The sequence below is a fragment of the Pokkaliibacter plantistimulans genome, from assembly GCF_003194385.1.
Taxonomy (GTDB): domain Bacteria; phylum Pseudomonadota; class Gammaproteobacteria; order Pseudomonadales; family Balneatricaceae; genus Pokkaliibacter; species Pokkaliibacter plantistimulans.
The window spans coordinates 1-18,469 of the sequence record NZ_LAPT01000062.1 but is presented as its reverse complement, the minus strand read 5'-3'; the positions used below and the strand labels follow the sequence as shown (position 1 = coordinate 18,469).

Sequence of the window (18,469 nt, the reverse complement as noted above, 5' to 3'; positions counted from 1 at the left end):
GCAAAGGAGTAATGCCATGAACCGTTTTATCCAGATTCACCTGCTGACATCTTACCCACCTGCCAACCTGAACCGCGATGATCAGGGCCGCCCCAAGACGGCGAAAATGGGCGGTGTGGATCGCCTGCGGGTGTCTTCCCAGAGCCTGAAGCGCCACTGGCGTACTTCTGAACTGTTTCAGCATGCGCTGGCCGGGCATCTGGGAGTGCGCACCAAAATGCTGGGTACGGAAGCCTACAACCAGCTGCTGGCAGGCGGTATCAAAGAGAAGGACGCGCTGGAGTGGGCTAAATCGATTGCAGGGGTGTTCGGCAAGAACAAAAAGGCTGACAAGAAAGAGCCGCTGAATGAGCTGGAAATTGAACAACTGGTGCATGTCAGCCCTCAGGAGCAGGCACTGATTGACCAGCTGGTGCAGACCCTGATCGAGCAGAAGCGCGCGCCGGAAGAGGGCGAGCTGAACCTGCTGCGAGAAACCAATGCCGCAGTGGATATTGCGCTGTTTGGTCGTATGCTGGCCTCCAAGCCCGCGTTCAATGTAGAGGCAGCCTGTCAGGTGGCTCACGCATTGTCGGTTCACCCGGTCGTGATTGAGGACGATTACTTCACCGCGGTGGATGATCTTAACGACGGGCGCGAAGATGCCGGTTCCTCTCATATCGGCGAAACCGGTTTTGCCGCTGGCCTGTTCTATTCCTACCTGTGCATCAACCGCGAACAGCTGATCGACAACCTGGCCGGGGACGCCGCACTGGCCGACACCGCCATCGCTGCACTGATTGAAGCGGCCGTCAAAGTGCCGCCGTCGGGCAAACAAAACAGCTTTGCTCATCAAGGCTATGCCAGCTACGTTCTGGCCGAAGTGGGCAACCAGCAGCCGCGCTCCCTCTCCGTTGCTTATCTCAAACCGATTGAAGTCTGGGGCAAGGTAGATGCGGACTACCTGACACAGGCAGTCGCCGCTATTCGTCGCCAGTATCAGGGGTTTGATCAGGCCTACGGTCAGTGTGCTGAGCATCGCTATGAGTTAGTGGTCGGCGATGAAAAGTCGTCATTCGCTGAGCTGCTGGCTTTTGTCGCGGATGCCAGCCACTGACGGGAGGTCGGTATGGACTATCTGGTTTTTCGCCTCTACGGGCCCATGGCCAGTTGGGGCGATATTGCTGTCGGCGAGTCACGCCACAGCCACAGCGGGCCGACTAAAGCCGCCGTGCTGGGGCTGGTGGCCGCCGCCCTCGGCATCAGGCGGGAAGAAGAAGCGACCCATCTGGCACTGAATCAGCGCTATGCACTGGCGACAGCGGTGCGCAGCAAAGGCCAGCTACTGCGTGACTACCACACAGTGCAAGCGCCTGACTCCGTGGGTAAATTTCGTTATCGCACCCGGCGCGACGAGCTGGTGGCTGGTCGTGAGCGGTTGGGGACGGTGCTGTCCAGCCGTGAATACCGCACCGATGCCCTGGCATGGGTGGCACTGCGGGTGAGTCAGCACGGTGAGCGTGACGGCGTCCCTTTCACGCTGGCAGACATCGCAGAAGCACTGCAGCAGCCCCGATTCAGCCTCTATCTTGGGCGCAAGTCCTGCCCGCTGGCAGCCCCGCTGCAACCGCAGCTGCTGCAGGCAGATGGCTTCTATGGGGCATTTGCGCAGTATCAGCCCAAACCACTGCAGTTTGAGCGGGACGAACAACAGCCACTGCAGGCGGCTGACGACACACCGCAGCTGGCCGCTGAGAGTACTGTGGAATACAACTGGGAAGGCGAGCTGGATGACTTCCGCGGCGAGCAGGCAATCGACGCCAGTGCCCTGATGACGTTCACCCAGCATGACCAGTTGCTATCACGGCAGCGCTGGCAGTTTGCGCCGCGCAAAGTGCTGCGCCTGTACCTCACGGAGGGCCACTAACATGTATCTGTCACGCGTTATGCTCAAGCCAGACATCAGCAAGCACACGCAACTGAGCCGCGTATTGCTGGATCGTACCTACGGTGTACACCGCTTGTTGTGGGATTTGTTTGATCAGCAACAGCGCGATTTTCTCTATCGCGAAGAGATCGCCAAGGAGCAAATCGCGCAGCCCGGCATCAAGGGCGAGCCACTTTACTATCTGCTCTCGCCTCAACCGCCCAGGCTGGATTCACCCCTGTTTGATGTGCAGAGCAAACCCTTCCAGCCAGAGTTTAGTGCAGGCCAGCATCTGTCCTTCCGCCTGCGCGCCAATCCCGTGGTGACCCGCGACAGGCAGCGCCATGATCTGGTGATGGACGAACAGCTGCGGTTTTTCCGCCACCTCTGTGAGTTGCACGGGCAGGCGACGCAAGGGGGGAAAGAGGAGATGCGCAAACGCCTGCTCAAGCTGCCTCAGCCAGCTGCACTGCACGACTGGCTGTGCAGCTACCTCAGCCAGACCCGCTACTTTGCTGAGACCGGGCGGCGCCATGAACTGCGCACCTTGCTCGATCTGGCCATGCAGGAACGTGTGGCACAACGCCTGATGCACTGGTTGACGGAGAACCCTTCAAGACAAGGTATCTTCACCCTGGCCGAGCGCGTGATTGAAGACGACATTACCGATGAGGCCCGCACCGTAGCCGCTTTTGAGTGGCAGGCATACCACGCTCATCCGCTACCGGAAAAAGACCCCGCAGCAGGCCGTATTGACAGCAGTGGCCGCAAGGCACGCTTCCTGTCAGTGGACATGAGTGGCGAGCTGATAGTGACGGACCCGCAGCGCTTTACCGTCCTGTTAAAGCAGGGAGTGGGGGCAGCGAAAGGCTTTGGCTGCGGGCTGATGCTGGTCAGGCCGGTGCCTTACTGAATAACTGGAGGGCACGATGGCCTTTGTCCCGCTCAACCCCATCCCGCTGAAAGACCGGGTGTCTCTGGTGTTTCTGCAATACGGCCAGATCGACGTGATCGACGGTGCCTTTGTGCTCATCGATGCCACCGGAGTACGGACTCATATCCCGGTCGGATCAGTGGCCTGCATCATGCTGGAGCCGGGCACCCGTGTTTCCCATGCGGCGATCAAACTGGCTGCCACCGTGGGGACCTTGCTGGTATGGGTGGGGGAAGCGGGCGTCAGGCTGTACGCTGCGGGCCAGCCCGGTGGCGCGCGTTCTGACCGCCTGCTCTATCAGGCCAAACTGGCGCTGGATGAAGAGCTGCGGCTTAAGGTAGTGCGCAAAATGTTTGAGCTGCGCTTTGGTGAACCGGTACCCAGCCGTCGTTCAGTGGAACAGCTACGCGGTATTGAAGGTGCCCGAGTGCGGGAAACCTACAAACTGCTGGCCCAGCGCTTTGGCGTGGAGTGGAAGGGGCGCAATTACGACCCCAACGACTGGGCACGGGGTGACATCGTCAACCAGTGCATCAGTGCGGCCACTTCCTGCCTGTACGGCATTACCGAAGCCGCCGTGCTGGCCGCCGGTTATGCCCCCGCCATCGGTTTTGTGCACAGTGGCAAACCCCTGTCTTTCGTCTACGACATCGCCGACATCATCAAATTCGATACCGTGGTGCCCAAAGCGTTCGAGATTGCGGCCAAACGCCCTGGCAAACCGGATCAGGAAGTACGGCTGGCCTGTCGCGATATATTTCGCTCCTCACAGGTGCTGGGCAAACTGATCCCGCTGATTGAAGACGTACTCGCCGCCGGAGAAATTGCACCGCCTGCCGCGCCTGCGGATGCCCAACCCCCTGCCATTCCCGAACCTGCGCCGTCCGGCGATGCCGGGCACCGGAGCCATCGATGAGCATGCTGGTGGTTGTTACTGAAAATGTACCGCCACGGTTACGCGGACGCCTTGCTGTCTGGCTGCTGGAAGTCAGGGCAGGGGTCTATATCGGCGATACCTCACGGCGTATCAGAGAGATGATCTGGGAACAGATCAACGCACTGGCCGAGCAGGGCAATGTGGTGATGGCCTGGGCCACCAACACGGAGTCAGGGTTTGACTTTCAAACCTATGGCAGTAACCGGCGTATGCCGGTGGACTGGGATGGGTTGCGGCTGGTGTCTTTTCTACCTGTTGAAAATCAATAGGTTAGCGCTCTTTAACAAGACGGAAAAATGATCGAATAGTTGGTGGAAATTTAGAGGGTGAAAAAGACCTTTAAAAACAATAGTATCCATCAAGTGCGTTCCCCGCGCCCGCGGGGCTAAACCTCACGATCCGGGCGACTCGTCCCCGCCAAGACCGCGTTCCCCGCGCCCGCGGGGCTAAACCGCGCTTTGCCTCCGAACATCTTGGCAATGGCGCGCGTTCCCCGCGCCCGCGGGGCTAAACCGAGGTACTTTTTAGAACTTCTCAGCCTACACCAGCGTTCCCCGCGCCCGCGGGGCTAAACCGCCTGGCGCCTTCAATCTGTGCACTTCGTCTGTGCGTTCCCCGCGCCCGCGGGGCTAAACCGGTAATCCATTGTTTCGGGGTGCTCGTGCCCAGGCGTTCCCCGCGCCCGCGGGGCTAAACCGCCCAATAAGGCATTGGCTACCTTTCATTTTCACGCGTTCCCCGCGCCCGCGGGGCTAAACCGCGTTAACAGTTTGGCGGATTATCTGGATGTGGGCGTTCCCCGCGCCCGCGGGGCTAAACCGCGGGTCCGACCAAAAATGGTAGGCGTCAATGAGCGTTCCCCGCGCCCGCGGGGCTAAACCAGCGGCTTCAGAATCCAGCTCACTTTCAATTGTGCGTTCCCCGCGCCCGCGGGGCTAAACCGTAAATTTCCTGATAGCTGCCATCGGGCCTGATGCGTTCCCCGCGCCCGCGGGGCTAAACCGTACTGCAGGTTTACCAGGTATGCTGTGAAGACGCGTTCCCCGCGCCCGCGGGGCTAAACCGCTGGTCCACAAAACCACAAAACGCAGTATCGAGCGTTCCCCGCGCCCGCGGGGCTAAACCGCACCTGAGCCATATCCATTCGCCCAGCCATTAGCGTTCCCCGCGCCCGCGGGGCTAAACCGTTTTGGAGGCGGAAAATGAAACTGATCACCGGGCGTTCCCCGCGCCCGCGGGGCTAAACCGGAATATCTCAACGCCTACACTGGTTGATACCGGCGTTCCCCGCGCCCGCGGGGCTAAACCGGGCGGTGATGGTGTTCTGAACCGCTCTGCTCAGCGTTCCCCGCGCCCGCGGGGCTAAACCGGCCAAACGTCTTGCAGACCAGCTAACTGGTGCGCGTTCCCCGCGCCCGCGGGGCTAAACCGCATCATGGGGCATTGATTACTCAGGTGCCGCAGCGTTCCCCGCGCCCGCGGGGCTAAACCGCCTCGCGATAGGCGCTCAAATGCAAAGCTGTAAGCGTTCCCCGCGCCCGCGGGGCTAAACCGAATTGCTGCATGAACCGCAGTGCCAAAATCCAGCGTTCCCCGCGCCCGCGGGGCTAAACCGACTGATGGCCATCAGCATCAAGCGCTATGTCGGCGTTCCCCGCGCCCGCGGGGCTAAACCGGACTGCACTCGTCAGCTGCTGCAATTGCGCAAGCGTTCCCCGCGCCCGCGGGGCTAAACCGGCGTCGGCCCATGATATTGCTGGCCTCTTTCTGCGTTCCCCGCGCCCGCGGGGCTAAACCGGTCTGAGTAGCCGTTATCAGCATTGCCCGGAGGCGTTCCCCGCGCCCGCGGGGCTAAACCGTGCTGGAGCACAAGCTGAAGCAAATGCGGCTCGCGTTCCCCGCGCCCGCGGGGCTAAACCGTCAGGAATGGCTGTTTCATCGCTGGAAATCGAGCGTTCCCCGCGCCCGCGGGGCTAAACCGTCCTCACGGACCTCTTGCAATGTGGTGGTTGTGCGTTCCCCGCGCCCGCGGGGCTAAACCGTATCAGCTGAGGCAAATATGTCACCAAATGCCGCGTTCCCCGCGCCCGCGGGGCTAAACCGTCAGGAATGGCTGTTTCATCGCTGGAAATCGAGCGTTCCCCGCGCCCGCGGGGCTAAACCGGCACGCCAGAACATAGATAAGGCACTTGAGGAGCGTTCCCCGCGCCCGCGGGGCTAAACCGTCAGTCTGGACAAAAAAATACACCCTACTGGCGCGTTCCCCGCGCCCGCGGGGCTAAACCGCCGCTGGGCAGCAAATGACGCGGATAACAGGGGCGTTCCCCGCGCCCGCGGGGCTAAACCGCAGAGAGTCATCCAGATCTGTGATGAGTTCGGGCGTTCCCCGCGCCCGCGGGGCTAAACCGGTCGTGGCCGATTGGTTGCAGGATCAGGGCATGCGTTCCCCGCGCCCGCGGGGCTAAACCGTAGCGCCATCGGATGAGTGGCGCAAATGGTATAGCGTTCCCCGCGCCCGCGGGGCTAAACCGCCACCTCACAACTCTCCTAAATTTCGCAGCCCGCGTTCCCCGCGCCCGCGGGGCTAAACCGAGCGCGCAGATGAGGATGGCGGCTGGACAATCGCGTTCCCCGCGCCCGCGGGGCTAAACCGACCATGAATCCAATGATGACCACCATCCGACAGCGTTCCCCGCGCCCGCGGGGCTAAACCGTACACTGAACACAACTCGCAAGTATCATCAGAGCGTTCCCCGCGCCCGCGGGGCTAAACCGCTGACCGCTCAGAAACAAAAATATTGGCGCGCGCGTTCCCCGCGCCCGCGGGGCTAAACCGCTAGCGCCATGCTTCCATGTTAGATTGTTGGGGCGTTCCCCGCGCCCGCGGGGCTAAACCGAAAAACCTTGGCCGACGCCAGCGGTCACAGATGCGTTCCCCGCGCCCGCGGGGCTAAACCGCAACGCTAACGCGCTGATGTGGGTGTTGCTGCGCGTTCCCCGCGCCCGCGGGGCTAAACCGAGAGGTTAGCCAGTCACAGGTTGATATGTTGCGCGTTCCCCGCGCCCGCGGGGCTAAACCGGTCGCCTTGGTCGCCCGCTGAATAACACCCAGGCGTTCCCCGCGCCCGCGGGGCTAAACCGTAGTCGATTCGTTCTATTCACGGGTGAACCATGCGTTCCCCGCGCCCGCGGGGCTAAACCGGCTGAGTTCTATGATGACGTGGCTGATGCGGTGCGTTCCCCGCGCCCGCGGGGCTAAACCGGCTGAGTTCTATGATGACGTGGCTGATGCGGTGCGTTCCCCGCGCCCGCGGGGCTAAACCGATAGATGGATTGGCATATACTACAAAGACGGTGCGTTCCCCGCGCCCGCGGGGCTAAACCGGTTCGTTCGCGTTCTGCATCCAGATAGCAGCGGCGTTCCCCGCGCCCGCGGGGCTAAACCGAATCGAGCGCATTTTCCGCGCGGCACTCCCCAGCGTTCCCCGCGCCCGCGGGGCTAAACCGTGCCCTTGTCCACTTGGCACAGGCCAGCGCCTGCGTAATAGCGTTCCCCGCGCCCGCGGGGCTAAACCGTCATCTGAACGGGCAGTCGCAAGGCCCAATTTGCGTTCCCCGCGCCCGCGGGGCTAAACCGGCTGTGGCAAAACCAGAAAACCAGCAGAGACAGCGTTCCCCGCGCCCGCGGGGCTAAACCGGAATTGAATGACGATAACGGAGAGTAGCAAGAGCGTTCCCCGCGCCCGCGGGGCTAAACCGCATCGTGCTCGCTTGCGCCAGATCGGCATCGAGCGTTCCCCGCGCCCGCGGGGCTAAACCGCATCGTGCTCGCTTGCGCCAGATCGGCATCGAGCGTTCCCCGCGCCCGCGGGGCTAAACCGGCACTCTCTGTGATGTGCCGGTTTGGATCGAGGCGTTCCCCGCGCCCGCGGGGCTAAACCGCCATTATCGAGGCTGACGATTACGATTCAGTAGCGTTCCCCGCGCCCGCGGGGCTAAACCGTCACTGCAGGATTTCATTATCTCCCTGTGTGGGCGTTCCCCGCGCCCGCGGGGCTAAACCGCCGCAACGCCTACTAACCTACTTGGAGTTGAAGCGTTCCCCGCGCCCGCGGGGCTAAACCGGGCTCACGTGGGCGCCCGGTAATGTCGGTATTGCGTTCCCCGCGCCCGCGGGGCTAAACCGGATTGGTCAGAGCAAAGCCGTGAGAATAACCCGCGTTCCCCGCGCCCGCGGGGCTAAACCGGAGGTTCTATGTGTGAACGTGAGTTCGAACTTGCGTTCCCCGCGCCCGCGGGGCTAAACCGCTCAACCACGGTTACTGACCCTGTAATAACGTGCGTTCCCCGCGCCCGCGGGGCTAAACCGCTCAACCACGGTTACTGACCCTGTAATAACGTGCGTTCCCCGCGCCCGCGGGGCTTACTGCCATTTATTAAGCAAAAGTTAACTTGCCCTTACGCGTTCCCCGCGCCCGCGGGGCTTACTGGCTATTGTCCTTCGTCGTTTTCCATGGTCTGTTTCGGCACTGGAAACCAGTAACCCACTACGACCAGCAGCAGACCGACGCCGATAAAGGACACCACCCGCGCCAGTGTGCCTGTACCATGCAGGTCAACAAGATAGAGCTTGGCCAGCACTACCAGCAGCAGACCAGCACCGGCATACCATACCGGGCGTGAGGCCAGCTTGCGATTGCCGACGATGGCCAGCGCCAGACCACAGAAGCACCAGAGTATCGACAGCCAGGCCTGCGCGGCGGAGCTGGCAAACAGCCCCCACAGGGTGTACGGCACATCCAGCCAGTGGTGCAGTGTACGCAGACCGATGGCTGACAACTGCGCCAGCCCGATCAGACCGACCACCAACCAGCCGCCGACACTGAGGCGTTCCAGTTGCAGCTGGCTGCGGGCCAGACAGAGCACAGCGGCGGCCGCCATCAACAGCAGATCAAGAGGGTTCAGCAGCGGGATGGACGGCCAGGGAGGCAGATCACCGGGCAGAATCAGCGTCAGTAGTGAGCCTGCAACCAGTACCAGTGCCGATGCCTGTAGCAGCCAGCCGTATCCACGCTGATGGCGAGCGAAGGGCCAGCCGTGGTAGTAGGTCATTTTCAGCAGTGCGATCATCCACGGCAGTAGTGCGAGACACAGACCCCAGTCTGCACTGCCCAGACGATGGCTGGCCTGCCAGTAGATTTCCTGACTGACGGCCGCTGTCCACAGCAGCCCCAGCCAGGCGTGCAGTGCGTCTGCTCCACGCGGTGGCTGATCGGCGAACAGGGGCTGGTCATGCCACCACAGGGCCAAATAAAACGCGCCAAGCCACAGCCAGCTCCAGCCTTGTCCGGCAGCGAAGCCCAGATGCTGATATTCGGCCATCTGGCATACCAGAGTGGCGCTGCCCAACCCCAGCCAGATGGCCGGTGCCGCAGTCAACAGCGACCAGCGGGTGAGGCTGTGCAGGACGCTGGTGATCAGCAGTGACAAGGTCCAGAATGCCATCCAACCCGGTTGCCAGCGGTAGTCATAAGGGCTGCCCTCTGTGCCATGGTTGAAGATCAGCGGCACTGCCTCACAACCAAAATGCAGCCACCAGCCCAGGCTCCAGACGGCCAGCGCGTAACGCAGCAGTTGCGAGATGGAGTCAATGGCCGGCAGTTGCAGCAGGCGTTTGCCCAGCGTACTCATGGCCTGCGTCTGATGCGGCAACCAGCCCATGCTGAGCAGTGCAGCGGCGACCAGCAGCACATCGCCAAGCAGGGTCGGATCAAGCAGGGAAGTCGGTGACTGATACAGGCTGGCGTCGGCAAAGTAATAGCCGCTGATCAGTTGCACCAGAATGCCCCAGTAGCCCAGTAACGGACGCTGGGTACGATGGCTGATCCACACACAGCCAGCGCCTTCCAGTGCATAGATAGCTCCGGTCCAGAAGTCGCTGGCGGCATAGGCGATGGCCAGGGTCGCCAGCATCAGCGTCAGCGCGGCATAGGTATCCTGCAGCAGGGGCAACTGCTGACGCGCGTGCAGCCAGCAGGCCATCAGTGCGTAGACGCTAGCCATGGCCAGCGTGGCCAGTGGCAAACCGTAGTCGAGATCGTTCAGCAGCAGATAATTCAGCCCGGCGCAGACCGTCGGCGTGCCGAACAGCAGTGTGGCATCCAGATAATCACGGAAGCGCGGTGCCCGTCGCAGGCCATAAAGCAGGCTGAGGACGGCATAGTGGAGGAAGTACAGGGCGACAAATACGCCGGTGGACAGCTGGTCGGCCGGGCTGTACCCGTGGGCCATCCACATCCCCAGCAGCGTGAAGCAGAAGACAAAACCAATCAGATTGAGCAGACGCCAGGCCCTGAACCAGGCCATCGCCAGCAGGCCGAGGTTCAGCACTTCGTAGTAGCTGAACAGACCGATATGGTTACCGCTGTCACTGGAGGCCAGCAGGGGGGCCAGATAGCCGCCGAGCGAGCCCAGTACTGCGAGGATCAGGCTGTTCTGACGGACCGCCAGAAAACTGGCAAACAGCACAACGCCTAACATCGCAGCGAAGGTCACACTGGCCGGGAGCAGGCCGTAGAAGCGGTAGGTGGCAAACAGGGTAATAAACAGTAGGCCAAAACCCCCGCCCTGCAGCAGGGTACTGTAGTGGCTGTCGCGATGGCGCATGCGCCAGCCCACGCCGATCAGTACTGCACCCAGCAGCATCACACCCAGCAGGCGTAGTTCGATGGGCAGCAGGTTGTTGTCAGCTGCATACTTGATCAGGTAGCTGACGCCGAAGAACAGCACAATGATGCCGGTAAGGACGGGCCAGTTGTCCTGAGTAAAGTGACCCTTGCCCAGTGCCAGCAGTTTGTCGAACAGGCTTGACGGAGCCTGAGCCGTGAGCGGCTGCAGTGATTCTGTGCTGGCTGCGCGCTGAGTCTCAGCCGGTGCTTGTCGCCCCCAGGGGGACGGCTGCGCGGTGGTGTTGTGCGTATCTGCTTGAGCCGTGGATTCCTTGGCCGGCGATTGCGGCGGACGGATGGAATCGCTTGTCGGACTGACGGTGCTGGCGGCAGAGGCTGGCTGTTCAGCTGTCGATACGGACGCTGCAGCTGCGGCAGTGGTAGCGGAGGAGGTGGGTTGCGGCTGGTTCTGGCTGCGCTGTGCTAGCTGGTGCTGCACGTCCCATAGCTGCTGCTCCAAACGGTTGACCTTGCGCATCAGCAGGGGCACGCCAATCAGGCTGAACCCCAGAGCCAGCAGCAGGCCAAGGCCAAGCAGCATCATTAACGACTCCATTCGTTGCTCCTGTGGAGTAAATAGGTAAGGTAAGGAGTTTACTCTGCAGCCAGTGATTCAGCGAATGGGGAGTTGGCCGGGAGGGGTAAAGTTCTGGTCAGCAATATCAACAGAATGCGTCGATGGTCATGGCTCAACAGGTGAGCAGTACCAGGTGAGCGGTATCAGGTAACACAGTGTCAGGTGAAGTAAATGGGTAAGGGTGACAGCAAGACAGGGCAGTCGTGGTCCAATCGGTATCTGGTTATGCGTCATGGGCATAGCGAAGCGAACGGGCAGGGCATCATTGTCAGTACGCCTGAGATCGGCTGCAGCCGCTATGGTCTGACCGGCCGTGGGCGTGGGCAGGTGGCCGCGACGCTTGAGGGCTGGTCACTGCCGAAGCCGGATCGTATTTTCAGCTCTGACTTTCTGCGGGCAAAACAGACGGCCGAAGCGGCTGCGGCGTTTTTCTCCGCCCCTCTGGAGCTGTCCGCTACCCTGCGTGAGCGCAGCTTCGGCGAGCTGGAAGGGCTGGGAGATCAGCACTATGCCGACGTGTGGCGGCAGGATGAACAAAATGCAGATCATCAGCAGTGGGGAGTAGAAAGCACCACGGCAGTGGCACGGCGGGTGCTGGGGCTGATTGCTGAGCTGGAGCAGCGCTACCAGCAGCAGACCCTGTTGCTGGTAGCTCATGGCGACACCCTGCAGATCAGCTGTACCTGGGCGGCCGGAGTCAGCACCGCCCTGCACCGGCATCAGCCACATCTGCAGACCGCAGAGGCACGCTGGCTGCTGGCGCCGCAGGCTCAGGCTACCGTTGTAGAGGGCTTTCACCATGGCTGATATATTGCTCGACCAGTCGTTGTTTGATGCCTTGCTGGCGCAGGCCGCCGCCTCACCACGGCTACGCAGTCACCTACTGCTGCATGCCAGTCACGATGAGCCGGTGCAGCGGGTGTGTATCGCCTTGCAGCCCGGCACCTATGTGCGCCCTCATTGTCACCGGCAGGAAGACAAGCGTGAGCTGTTGCTGATGCTGCAGGGCAGGATGATGGTGGTGACGTTCAGCGAGGATGGCCGCGAGCTGAGCCGGCATCGGCTGGAGACGGGAGGCGCGCTCTGTGCGCTGGAGTTTGATGCTCACACCTGGCACAGCCTGTACCCGCTGGATGGGCCTGCCGTGGTCATGGAAATCAAACCCGGCCCCTACCGGCCTGAGGTCAAAACCGACTTTGCTCCCTGGGCACCGGCAGAAGGTGATGCGGGGGTGGCAGCTTTTCTGCAGCAGATGCAGCGGGTATCCCCTTCAGCCTGACATGCTCAGCATAAGTCCCTCTTCCATAAGAGAAGAGGGACTTGCGGGGGCGCGTTAGCCCAGTGCGGCCTGCATCAGGGTGCGGGTGTACTGATGCTGGGGGCGGTCAAATACATCGGCAGCCTCTCCGGCTTCCACCACCTTGCCCTGATACATTACCAGCAGCCGGTGGCTGAGCGCCCGCACGACACTGAGATCATGACTGATAAAGACATAACTCAGGCCGTACTTCTGCTGCAGGTTACGTAGCAGGTCGATGATCTGTGACTGCACCGTGCGATCCAGCGCTGAGGTCGGTTCATCAAGAATGATGACCTCGGGTTTCAGTACCAGCGCACGAGCGATGCTGATCCGCTGGCGCTGCCCGCCGGAGAACTCATGGGGGTAGCGATGGCGGCTGGCCGGGTCGAGACCGACTTCCTGCAGGGCAGTGATCACCGCCTGCTCCTGTTCAGTGTCGGAGCCCATGGCATGCACCTGTAAACCTTCGGCGATAATTTCACCGATGGTCATACGGGGGCTGAGGCTGCCATAGGGATCCTGAAACACCATCTGGATACGTCGCCGCAGAGGTTTGAAGGCTTTCTGATTCATCCCCTGCAGGGACTGACCATCAAAACTCAGCTCGCCCTGATACCCCAGCAGTTTGACCAGTGCCAGTCCCAGTGTGGTCTTACCTGAGCCCGACTCGCCCACCACACCCAGGGTTTCTCCCGCACGCAGTGATAAGTTGACGCCATCTACGGCTTTCACATGGCTGCTGACTTTCCTGAAGAACCCCCGCTTGATGGGGAACCAGATCTTCAGGTCATGACCTTGCAGCCGCTCGGCGGCGTCAGCTGCCAGCGGCGCCGGTGTGCCCGATGGCTCTGCCGCCAGCAGGGTACGGGTGTAGCTTGCCTGCGGAGCGGCAAACAGCTCGGCCGTGGGGCGGTACTCCTGCTGCTCACCGTGATACAGCACGCAGACTTCATCGGCGTAGTGGCGAACGATATTGAGGTCGTGGGTGATCAGCAGTATCGCCATGCCCAGACGTTGCTGCAGTTCTTTCAGCAGGTCGAGAATCTGCTTCTGGATGGTGACGTCCAGCGCGGTCGTCGGCTCGTCGGCAATCAGCAACTCAGGCTCGTTGGCCAGTGCCATGGCGATCATCACCCGCTGGCGCTGACCGCCGGACAGTTCATGGGGGTAGCGCTGCAGCTGGCTGGGCGGGTCAGGCAGTTTGACCCACTCCAGTAACTCCAGTGTGCGCTTGCGGGCTGCCGCACCGCGCAGACCCACATGCAGTTCGAGAATCTCGGTGATCTGCTTTTCGATGGTATGCAGCGGGTTGAGCGAGGTCATCGGCTCCTGAAAAATCATGGCAATGCGGTTGCCGCGGATCTGCCGGATCCCCTGTTGGCCCAGTTCCAGCAGTGACTGCCCATCAAACAGGATACGGCCCTGAGGATGGCTGGCGCTGGGGTAGGGCAGCAGGCGCAGGATCGACTGCGCAGTCACCGACTTACCCGAGCCTGACTCGCCGACCAGTGCCAGAGTCTGGCCTTTCTGCACGCAGAAGCTGACGCCCTTGACCACCGGATGGCCATTGAAGCTAACCCACAGGTTGTCTACCTGCAGCAATGGAGAAGTAGTGGTGCTCATCAGTGCTGCTCTCCGTTGCTGGTCTGGGGTGTTGCTGCAGGTTGGCTGGCAGCGGGAACGAAGGTACTGCGCGGGTCAAAGGCATCGCGCACGGCCTCACCGATGAAAATCAGCATGGTCAGCATGGCCGACAGCACGACGAAGGCGGAGATACCCAGCCAGGGCGCCTGCAGATTGTTCTTGCCCTGTTCCAGCAGCTCGCCCAGTGAAGGGGAGCCCAGCGGCAGACCGAAACCGAGAAAGTCGAGGGAGGTCAGCGTCACCAGCGAGCCATTGAATATAAAGGGCATAAAGGTCAGGGTCGCGACCATGGCATTGGGCAGGATGTGCTTGAACATGATGCGACCATTGCCCATGCCCAGCGTGCGGGCGGCGCGAACATATTCCAGATTACGGCTGCGCAGGAATTCGGCCCTGACCACATCCACCAGACTCATCCAGCTGAACAGCAGCATGATGCCCAGCAGCCACCAGAAGTTGGGCTGCACGATATTGCTGAGAATAATCAGCAGGAACAGCACCGGCAGGCCCGACCAGATCTCGATAAAGCGCTGAAAGAACAGGTCCACCTTGCCGCCGTAGTAGCCCTGCACCGCACCCGCCACAATGCCGATGACGGAAGATGCAATTGTCAGTGTCAGGGCAAACAGCATGGATACACGGAAGCCGTAGATGACCCTTGCCAGCACATCACGGCCCTGATCATCGGTACCCAGCAGGTTGGTGGTGGTGGGCGCAGACGGGGCGGGGGTCGGCAGGTCAAAATTGATGGTGTCGTAGCTGAAGCGGATGGGCGGCCACAGCATCCAGCCATGTTCATTGATCTGCCTGGCGACAAAGGGGTCCTTATAGTCGGCATACATATCGAACTCGCCGCCAAAGGTCAGTTCGGAGTAGTCATGCAGCTGCGGGAAGTACCACTGATCGTTATAGCGCACCAGTAGCGGGCGCTCATTGGCGATCAGCTCGGCCCCCAGGCTGAGCACAAACAGGACCAGCATCAGCCAGAATGACCAGTAGCCACGACGGTGGTTTTTGAAAATCGCCAGACGACGCTGGTTGATGGGGCTCAAGCGACGTCGCTTGGGTGGATTGCCGGCAGTGACGGAGGCGGTGCCGGCGGCTGCAGAAGTCGGCATGTCGGTACTCATTGTTCGCGGCTCTCGAAATCAATGCGGGGATCAACCAGAACATAGGTAATGTCGCTGATCAGTTTCAGCAGCAGGCCAATCAGGGTAAAGATGAACAGGGTGCCGAACACCACCGGATAGTCGCGGTTCATCACCGATTCAAAGCCCAGCAGGCCGAGGCCATCGAGGGAGAAAATCACTTCCACCAGCATGGAGCCGGTGAAGAAGATGCCGATCAGCGATGCGGGCAGGCTGGCGATGATCAGCAGCATGGCGTTGCGGAACACGTGTCCGTAGAGAATGCGCTTTTCACCCAGCCCTTTGGCCCGGGCCGTCATCACATACTGCTTGTGAATTTCATCGAGAAAGCTGTTCTTGGTCAGCATGGTCATGGTGGCAAAGCTGGAAATCACCGAGGCCAGCACCGGCAGCGTGATATGCCAGAGATAGTCGATGACTTTTCCCCCCCAGCTCAGCTGATCGAAGTTGGCGGAGGTCAGCCCTCGCAGCGGGAACCAGCTGAAGTAGGTGCCTCCGGCGAAGACGACGATCAGCAGAATGGCAAACAGGAAGTTGGGAATGGCATAGCCGACGGTAATGGCGGTACTGGTCCAGACATCGAAGCGGCTGCCATGATGCACGGCCTTGCGGATGCCCAGTGGCACGGATACCAGATAGGTGATCAGGGTCGTCCACAGGCCGATGGTGATGGAGACCGGCAGTTTCTCCTTGATCAGCTCCAGCACGGTCTTATCGGAATAGAAACTGGTGCCGAAGTTGAAGCTCAGGTAGTTCTTGACCATCAGCCAGAAGCGTTCCGCTGGCGGTTTGTCGAACCCGTACTGCGCTTCTATGCGCTTCACCAGCTCCGGATCAAGGCCACGTGCTGCCCGCGAGTCGTGATGCTGGCTGCTCATGGTGGAGCCGCCTTCACCGCTGATACGTGCCGTCGCACTGACGTTCAGCCCCTGCAGGTTAGCGATGGCCCGTTCAACCGGGCCGCCGGGGGCGGACTGAATAATGATGAAGTTCAGCAGCAGGATGCCAAACAGGGTAGGGATGATCAGCAGCAGGCGGCGGGCAATATAGGCGGCCATTACGGATTTCCTTGGCTAGAGGCGGCATGTTCAGCTGATTTGGCCCACCAGGTATCGATTCCGGGGCTGTACAACGGCAAGGTACTGGGGCGGCCGAACTTGTCCCACACGGCAATATGGGTGTCGGGGATAGTGAACTGCGGCACCAGATAGAAGTTCCACAGCAGTACCCGATCCAGCGCCTGACAGGCGGCCACAAACATCTCTTTGCTCGGGGCGTTGATGATCTTCTCTACCAGCGTATCCACTGCCGGGTTGCTGATGCCCGCCAGGTTGGAGCTGTCAGGCACATTGGCATTGGCAGAGTTGAAGTAGTCACGCAGTTCGTTGCCGGGGGAGTTGGACATGGGGATCACGGCCACGGTCATATCGAAGTCGAAGCTACGCAGACGATTGATGAACTGGGTAACGTCGACCCGGCGTATTTCCACATCAATGCCGAGGCGGCGCAGATTGCGGATATAAGGCAATACCGTGCGCTCCATGCCGGGGTCGGAGTAGATCAGTAATTCAAAGCGCATCTGCTCGCCGGTTTTGTCGCTGAGCAGGCGATTGCCGTGAATCTCCCAGCCACCTTCACGCAGAATGCGTAAGGCCTGTCGCAACTGTGGGCGAATATTGCCACTGCCGTCGGTTTGCGGGGGATTGTACTGCTCGCTGAACACCCGCGCCGGAATCTCATCTTTCAGCGGCTCCAGCAGGCTCAGTTCATCGGCACTGGGCGTGCCGGTGGATTCCATTTCCGAGTTCATGAAATAGCTGCGCGTACGGGTCAGACCACCGTAAGACAGGTTCTTGTTGGCCCACTCAAAGTCATAGGCATAGGCCAGCGCCTCACGCACCTTGATATTCTGGAACAGCTCGCGGCGGGTGTTGTAGATGTAGCCCTGCATGCCGGAGGGGTTGTGATCAGGGATCGATAATTTGAGAATCTGCCCGTCATGTACGGCGGGAATATCGTAGCGTGTCACCCAGCGCGAGGCGGAGTTTTCCTGCCTCAGATCGAACTCTCCAGCCTTGAAAGCTTCCAGGGCGACGTCACCATCGCGGTAGTAGTCGTAGCTCAGGTGGTCGAAGTTATCGATGCCTTTGCGGCTCGGTAAGTCTTTGGCCCAGTAGTTGTCCAGGCGTTTATAGACGATGGTGCGGCCGGGAATGATCTTCTCCACGGTGTAGGCACCGGAGCCGACCGGAACGGTGAGGTTGGCAGCGGCGAAATCCTTGTCCTGCCAGTAATGGGCGGGAAAGATCGGCAGCTGGCCGAGAATCAGCGGCAGCTCGCGATTGTTGCCATCCCTGAAGGTGAAGCGGATGGTCAGCGGGTCTTTGATGTCCACAGCGGTGACGTCGTGATAATACACCGCGTAGAGCGGGCTGCCTTTGTTGATCAGGGTTTCAAAGGAGAATTTGACGTCAGCCGCGGTGATCGGCTGGCCGTCCTGAAAGCGGGCCTTGGGGTTGATGCCGAACTCTACCCAGGTGCGCTCAGGAGGCACGGTAATGGTCTGGGCGATCAGGCCATAGATGCTGGAGGTTTCATCCTGTGAGTGCACCATCAGGGTGTCGTAGAGCAGCGTGGAGGCTGCCGCTGGTGTGCCTTTGGAAATAAAGGAGTTGAGGCTGTCAAAGGTGCCCATGGCGGAGCGCCTCAGTGTGCCGCCCTTGGGTGCATCAGGGTTGGCGTAAGCAAAGTGACGGAAGTCGGCCGGATACTTAGGGGCTCCGTACATGGCCCAGGCATGCTGTGCTGTTGCCTGCGGTTGCGCAACGGTCGCCGCGCTGGCTGCAGCAGTGTCATCCGCAGCCTGTGCCAGCTGGAGGCAGGACAGCAATATCATGCAGAACGAGGTAAGGCTGCGAACAAAGGCTGTTCGACGAGAAGGAATGCGGTTAGGCCGGGAAGGTGCCTGATCAAGACCTGAAAGCCGGAGCATGGAACATCCTGTCGCTAAAGTTCGGCATCAACCTTACCGGGTTTTATTTCGGCCAACCAGACCCCGTCATGGATAGAAGCACTCTGAGCGTTGCAGTGTGTTGCCTGGCTACCTTGAAGTTGAGGGTAGTCGAAATGCCAGTCAGGCGCTAAAGGCAGAGGCAGGTTTCACCCGGCGAGGACGGGGCGTCGTGTGCAGGAATCACGAAGGCAAACAGAGGAAGCAGACCCCTGTTTGCCTTCGTGTTAACAGGTCGTTGAAAATCTATCTGCGTTGCCGAACACCGCGTCAAAAACAGGCTCA

General features: G+C 60.7%; 12 protein-coding genes and 1 CRISPR repeat array. Of the genes, 7 read left to right on the top strand and 5 right to left on the bottom strand.

Going from position 1 to position 18,469, the window contains the following annotated elements; genetic code table 11:
• Positions 1 to 16 precede the first annotated feature (16 nt).
• The 5 genes from cas7e to cas2e are packed head-to-tail and all read left to right on the top strand — an operon-like array spanning position 17 to position 4,046.
• On the top strand, positions 17 to 1,096 hold the full coding sequence (gene cas7e, locus WH50_RS13140; protein ID WP_110187722.1) for a type I-E CRISPR-associated protein Cas7/Cse4/CasC: 1,080 nt from the start codon (positions 17 to 19) through the stop codon (positions 1,094 to 1,096).
• Between the two features lie 12 nt (positions 1,097 to 1,108).
• Entirely contained in the window at positions 1,109 to 1,906 is a 798-nt protein-coding gene (cas5e, locus tag WH50_RS13135; protein WP_110187721.1) for a type I-E CRISPR-associated protein Cas5/CasD, read from the top strand.
• Between the two features lies 1 nt (position 1,907).
• Complete coding sequence (gene cas6e / locus WH50_RS13130; RefSeq protein WP_165838416.1) at positions 1,908 to 2,819, top strand: type I-E CRISPR-associated protein Cas6/Cse3/CasE; 912 nt, start codon at positions 1,908 to 1,910, stop codon at positions 2,817 to 2,819.
• 16 nt (positions 2,820 to 2,835) lie between these two features.
• Positions 2,836 to 3,756, top strand: a complete 921-nt coding sequence (gene cas1e / locus WH50_RS13125) for a type I-E CRISPR-associated endonuclease Cas1e (RefSeq protein WP_110187719.1) — start codon at positions 2,836 to 2,838, stop codon at positions 3,754 to 3,756.
• Positions 3,753 to 4,046 carry a type I-E CRISPR-associated endoribonuclease Cas2e gene (gene cas2e, locus WH50_RS13120; RefSeq protein ID WP_104156204.1) on the top strand — a complete coding sequence of 98 codons (294 nt, stop codon included), beginning with the start codon at positions 3,753 to 3,755 and terminating at the stop codon, positions 4,044 to 4,046. Before cas1e ends, cas2e begins: the two co-directional genes overlap by 4 nt.
• Before the next feature lie 95 nt (positions 4,047 to 4,141).
• Positions 4,142 to 8,268: a CRISPR direct-repeat array (repeat unit 29 nt; unit sequence GCGTTCCCCGCGCCCGCGGGGCTAAACCG).
• Here cas2e and WH50_RS13115 read toward each other — a convergent pair.
• On the bottom strand, positions 8,269 to 11,061 hold the full coding sequence (locus tag WH50_RS13115) for a DUF2339 domain-containing protein (RefSeq protein ID WP_110187718.1): 2,793 nt from the start codon (positions 11,059 to 11,061) through the stop codon (positions 8,269 to 8,271).
• A 192-nt stretch (positions 11,062 to 11,253) separates the two neighbouring features.
• On the opposite strand from WH50_RS13115, the gene WH50_RS13110 reads away from it, so the two are divergent.
• A complete protein-coding gene (locus WH50_RS13110; protein ID WP_110187717.1) occupies positions 11,254 to 11,889 on the top strand; it encodes a histidine phosphatase family protein in 636 nt (211 codons plus the stop codon).
• Positions 11,882 to 12,361: a WbuC family cupin fold metalloprotein gene (locus tag WH50_RS13105; protein WP_110187716.1), complete on the top strand. Its 480-nt coding sequence runs from the start codon at positions 11,882 to 11,884 to the stop codon at positions 12,359 to 12,361. The genes WH50_RS13110 and WH50_RS13105 overlap by 8 nt, the downstream gene beginning before the upstream one ends.
• 54 nt (positions 12,362 to 12,415) lie before the next feature.
• Here the strand turns inward: WH50_RS13105 and WH50_RS13100 are convergent, their stop codons facing one another.
• Genes WH50_RS13100 through WH50_RS13085 form a run of 4 tightly spaced genes read right to left on the bottom strand, consistent with a single transcriptional unit; the run spans position 12,416 to position 18,166 of the window.
• The gene (locus WH50_RS13100; RefSeq protein ID WP_110187715.1) at positions 12,416 to 14,005 is read right to left on the bottom strand and encodes an ABC transporter ATP-binding protein; all 1,590 of its coding nucleotides are present in this window, start codon (positions 14,003 to 14,005) and stop codon (positions 12,416 to 12,418) included.
• Positions 14,005 to 15,144: an ABC transporter permease gene (locus tag WH50_RS13095; protein ID WP_110187776.1), complete on the bottom strand. Its 1,140-nt coding sequence runs from the start codon at positions 15,142 to 15,144 to the stop codon at positions 14,005 to 14,007. The genes WH50_RS13100 and WH50_RS13095 overlap by 1 nt, the downstream gene beginning before the upstream one ends.
• Before the next feature lie 8 nt (positions 15,145 to 15,152).
• Positions 15,153 to 16,232, bottom strand: a complete 1,080-nt coding sequence (locus tag WH50_RS13090) for a microcin C ABC transporter permease YejB (RefSeq protein WP_104153831.1) — start codon at positions 16,230 to 16,232, stop codon at positions 15,153 to 15,155.
• Positions 16,232 to 18,166, bottom strand: coding sequence for an extracellular solute-binding protein (locus tag WH50_RS13085; protein ID WP_207780299.1), 1,935 nt, complete (start codon positions 18,164 to 18,166; stop codon positions 16,232 to 16,234). The genes WH50_RS13090 and WH50_RS13085 overlap by 1 nt, the downstream gene beginning before the upstream one ends.
• Between the last annotated feature and the right edge of the window lie 303 nt (positions 18,167 to 18,469).